We start from the raw sequence: 3,468 nt of genomic DNA on the forward strand, positions 1-3,468 counted from the left end.
AAATCACAAATTCCAAATTCCATTTAGTGAATTAGTGAATTAAGCGAATTAGCGAATTAGTAAAATCTAATCTCTAATTCACTAATCTCTAATTCGCTTTTTGGTATGTGGAATTTGGTGCTTATTTAAGATTTGGTGCTTGGGATTTGGGATTTTTCCCTTATCCACTCTGAGTAAAATTTTGACTAATAACTGCTATATTCCCTCTGTGTTCTCTGTGACTCTGTGGCTATATCCTGAACGGTTACGAGAGAGGAGAGGTACCGAAGTGGTCATAACGGGACCGCCTCGAAAGCGGTTTGGGGCTCTAAAAAGTCTCACGTGGGTTCGAATCCCACCCTCTCCGCCACTAACGCCCTTTGTCTATCAAAATTCCCCAATTTTGTTACATTTAGTTTAAATGAATCGTTACCATTCATTTATATTCATCTTTTCTCCGTCCTCTGTGCCTCTGCGGTGAATAGTTACAATAAAAATTGTTGCCTATCTTAAAAATCTCTTGCAATAATTTTATATGTATGGTATATTAAAGGTTGGAGAGTAAAAATGTCAATTAAAGTATGGAATTATCTTAAAGAGTATGAAAATGAGAAAAAAGAAATTTATTTTGCAATTCAAAGGGTATTAGAATCTGGTTTTTTAATACTTGGAGAGAATGTTAAAAGGTTTGAAACAGAATTTGCCAGATACTGTGGTGTTGAATTTGGAATTGGTGTCAATAGTGGAACAGATGCCCTTTTTCTTGCCCTTAAATCATTAGATATAGGTTCTGGAGATGAAGTTATTACTGTAGCTAATACGGCTGTGCCAACTGTTTCAACTATTGTTTCAACAGGTGCCACCCCTCGTTTCGTCGATATAGTTCCAGAAACTTATCTCATGGATACTTCTAAATTAGAAAAGGCAATTACTGAAAAAACAAGGTGTATTTTACCTGTTCATCTCTACGGTCAATGTGTTAATATGGATGAAATAAAACAAATAGCAAATAAATATGGATTAAAAATTGTGGAAGATTGTGCCCAGAGTCATGGGGCAAGCTTCAAGGGAAAAAAAGCAGGTTCTATGTCTGACCTTGCCGCTTTTTCATTTTATCCAACAAAAATTCTTGGTGGTTATGGAGATAGTGGAATGATTCTAACAAATAATAAAAATTTATATGAAAGATTGCTAAGAATCCGCTTTTATGGAATGGAAAAAACATATTATTCATTAGAACATGGTTATAATTCCAGACTTGACGAACTTCATGCCGCTATACTTTTAACTAAATTAACGCACCTTGATGAGTACATCTTAAGAAGAAAATTTCTCGCCAGTCAATATGACCAATCTCTGGCACAGACAAATCTTATTTTACCTGAAACAGCACCAGGAAATGAACATACCTACTATTTATATGTCTGTCGTCATCCATCGCGAGACCAGATTATTGAGGAATTGAAAAAAAGAGAGATTTTCGTTAATATTAGCTATCCCTGGCCAATACATACAATGACGGCTTACAAATATCTGGGATATAAAGAAGGCGATTTACCTTATACCGAACAGGTGGCTAAAGAAATCTTTTCATTACCTTTATATCCTACTTTAACAGATGAGGAACAGAAAATCATTGTAACGGCTTTATATGAAATATTAGCAGGAATGTAACTATTTAACCATTTCACGAAATTAAAAGTAAGTAACTGGTAAATGGTAACTGGTAAATGGTAACTGGTAACTGGTAATTGGTAAATGGTAACTGGTAATTGGTAACTGGTAACTGGTAACTGGTAAATGGTAAATGGTAAATGGTAACTGGTAATTGGTAATTGGTAAATGGTAACTGGTAATTGGTAACTGGTAACTGGTAATTGGTAATTGGTAACTGGTAACTGGTAACCATTTACCATTCACCATTTTACCATTCACCAGTTACCATTTACCAAAACTAAGAGAGGTGATTTTTTATGTGGAAGGAAATAGGAATAGAATTAGAGAAATTACTCAAGACAATATTAGAAATGGGTGACTATCTTTGAAGTATCTAAGATTAAAAAGGAAATAACTAATCTCCAGAATGCATCATTTAAACCTGATTTCTGGCAGGATGCGGTTACGGCTCAGGCGAAAATGCAACAATTAAGCACCTTGAAAGATAAAATTGAACCTTATGAGAAAATTTACAAAGAGATAGATGAACTAAAGGTATTATTTGAGTTAGGTCAGGAAGAGAATGATGCACTTACCTATAAGGAAATAGCTAAAAGATTACCTTTTTTAAAAAAAGAGGTAGAGGACTTAGAATTTAAAAGGATATTTTCGGGTGAGCATGATAAAAGTAATGCCTATTTATCTATTCATCCGGGTGCAGGGGGAACAGAATCTTGTGATTGGGCGGCAATGTTACTCAGAATGTATTTAAGATGGGCTGAGGAGAAAAAATTTATAACACAAACCCTTGAGTTCTTACCTGGTGAAGAAGCAGGTGTAAAAAGTGTTACGATTTTTGTCGAGGGAAAATATGCCTACGGCTATTTAAAGGCAGAAAAAGGAGTCCATCGCCTGGTAAGAATCTCTCCATTTGATGCGAATAAAAGACGACATACCTCTTTTGCCTCAGTTTTTGTTATGCCTGAGGTAGAAGAATTAGAAGTAGAAATTAATGAAGATGATTTAAGGATTGATACATTCAGGTCAAGTGGACCCGGTGGGCAACATGTCAATGTTACAGATTCAGCTGTTCGAATTACACATCTGCCAACAGGTATTGTTGTTAGTTGTCAATCAGAGCGTTCCCAGTATAAAAATAAGGCAAATGCTATGTCTATCCTTCGCTCAAGAATATATGAATATTATGAAGAAGAACAAAAAAAACAATTATCTAAAATCGGAGGAGAAAAACAGGAAATAGGGTGGGGAAGTCAAATTCGCTCTTATGTCTTTCAACCATATACAATGGTAAAAGACCACCGCAGTAATCTGGAAATAGGTAATGGCCAACGAGTTATGGATGGCTGGATAGACCCATTTATTGAGGCATATTTACGAATGAATAAAAAAGGATAACCGTTCAGGTGGTAATTTACCGCAGAGACGCAGAGGAACAGAGAAGATATAGAAATAAATTAGATCACATAAAAGATTATTGATTAAGATATGGAAATACACAGGACCTGCTTACCGAATGTTCGGTGGTGTCTTAATCTAGTGTCGTGTTGAACAAATAACGCACGGAATTTGATTCTGGTAACTGGTGATTGGTAATTGGTAACTGGTAATTAAATACCGTTCGGCTGAGGTAATCGGTCAGTTATTGGTGGGAGAAAGGCATAAAGATTAAATTTCTCGCTAAGACACAAAGAACTCACAGGAATAAATTATAATCTTTGCGAACTTTGCGTCTTTGCGAGAGAAAATTTCTATTTAGTTTTTACCACTGATAACTGAGGGATTACCGGCTGAGCTCAGGACGAAACTATTTAA

3 protein-coding genes, 1 tRNA gene and 1 pseudogene are annotated in these 3,468 nt (G+C 35.5%); 3 read left to right on the plus strand and 2 right to left on the minus strand.

Translation table 11 applies throughout. From position 1 onward, the window contains the following. Nucleotides 1–254: 254 nt before the first annotated feature. Together AB1414_17670 and AB1414_17675 are read left to right on the plus strand one after the other, a co-directional pair. A tRNA-Ser gene (locus AB1414_17670) sits at nt 255–349 on the plus strand. A 197-nt stretch (nt 350–546) separates the two neighbouring features. Next, the gene (locus AB1414_17675) at nt 547–1,653 is read left to right on the plus strand and encodes a DegT/DnrJ/EryC1/StrS family aminotransferase (GenBank protein ID MEW6609245.1); all 1,107 of its coding nucleotides are present in this window, start codon (nt 547–549) and stop codon (nt 1,651–1,653) included. A gap of 21 nt (nt 1,654–1,674) precedes the next feature. Here AB1414_17675 and AB1414_17680 read toward each other — a convergent pair whose 3' ends face one another. Further along, nucleotides 1,675–1,857, minus strand: a complete 183-nt coding sequence (locus AB1414_17680) for a hypothetical protein (protein MEW6609246.1) — start codon at nt 1,855–1,857, stop codon at nt 1,675–1,677. Next, nucleotides 1,844–1,888: pseudogene (locus AB1414_17685) on the minus strand (hypothetical protein). The gene AB1414_17680 and the pseudogene AB1414_17685 overlap by 14 nt, the downstream one beginning before the upstream one ends. A 64-nt stretch (nt 1,889–1,952) precedes the next feature. Between AB1414_17685 and prfB the strand changes: the two are divergent. Continuing rightward, nucleotides 1,953–3,051 (plus strand): peptide chain release factor 2 gene (gene prfB, locus AB1414_17690; GenBank protein MEW6609247.1). Its coding sequence is split into 2 segments (ribosomal slippage): nt 1,953–2,021 and nt 2,023–3,051, totalling 1,098 coding nucleotides; the frame shifts between segments, so codons are not numbered across the junction. Nucleotides 3,052–3,468: the final 417 nt, after the last annotated feature.

Source organism: bacterium (genome assembly GCA_040755795.1).
Lineage (GTDB): Bacteria > UBA9089 > CG2-30-40-21 > CG2-30-40-21 > SBAY01 > JBFLXS01.